The organism is Flavobacterium sp. DW-iso2 (assembly GCF_058725285.1).
Genome location: NZ_JBZXDY010000086.1, coordinates 1 through 591 on the forward strand (window position 1 = coordinate 1; position 591 = coordinate 591).

Genomic DNA, 591 nt, shown 5'->3' on the forward strand with positions numbered 1-591 from the left:
ATTTATTGGTCACAGATTGGGGTTTAAAACCCTGCAATTTATTGCAGAACTTTAGTAATGCGAAAAAATATTTACCTTTAGCTTATGAGTACAGATTTAAGAAAAGGGTCACATACTGTAAGTAGACTAACCTGCCATATTGTTTGGGTCACAAAATATAGATTTAAAGTTTTAAAAGGGGATGTTCAAAAACGTTGCCGTGAGCTTTTGATACAAATATGTGAAGCTGAAGGAATTGAAATTTTGAAAGGAGTTGTGAGTTCAGACCATATTCACATGCATATAGAATATGCTCCAAAGCAAAATATTAGTTCCATTTTAAAGGGTTTAAAGGGCAGAACTTCTAGAAAGTTACAGATGGAGTTTCCAGATTTGAAAAACCGTTATTGGGGTCAACATTTTTGGGCAAGTGGTTATGGAGTTTGGAGTACAGGAAATATTACTGATGAAATGGTAAATGAATATTTAGAACATCATAGAAGAAAAGATGGAGACGATAATTCAAATTTCATTCTCGAATGAAAAAAATGAGGGACTTTCAGTCCCTTGTAAAACAAACCTCTGCACTTTCAGTGCAGAGTGGTTTAGTTT

Annotated in this window: 1 protein-coding gene; it reads left to right on the forward strand. The window is 33.8% G+C overall.

Features of this window, described 5'->3' with window-relative positions:
* Positions 1 to 84: 84 nt before the first annotated feature.
* Positions 85 to 522, forward strand: a complete 438-nt coding sequence (tnpA, locus tag AC4PRO_RS18220) for an IS200/IS605 family transposase (protein ID WP_492118406.1) — start codon at positions 85 to 87, stop codon at positions 520 to 522.
* Positions 523 to 591: the final 69 nt, after the last annotated feature.

What these genes read in the sequence shown, in the direction of transcription:
- tnpA (WP_492118406.1), top strand. Translation starts at nt 85, where the DNA reads ATGAGTACAGATTTAAGAAAAGGGTCACATACTGTAAGTAGACTAACC.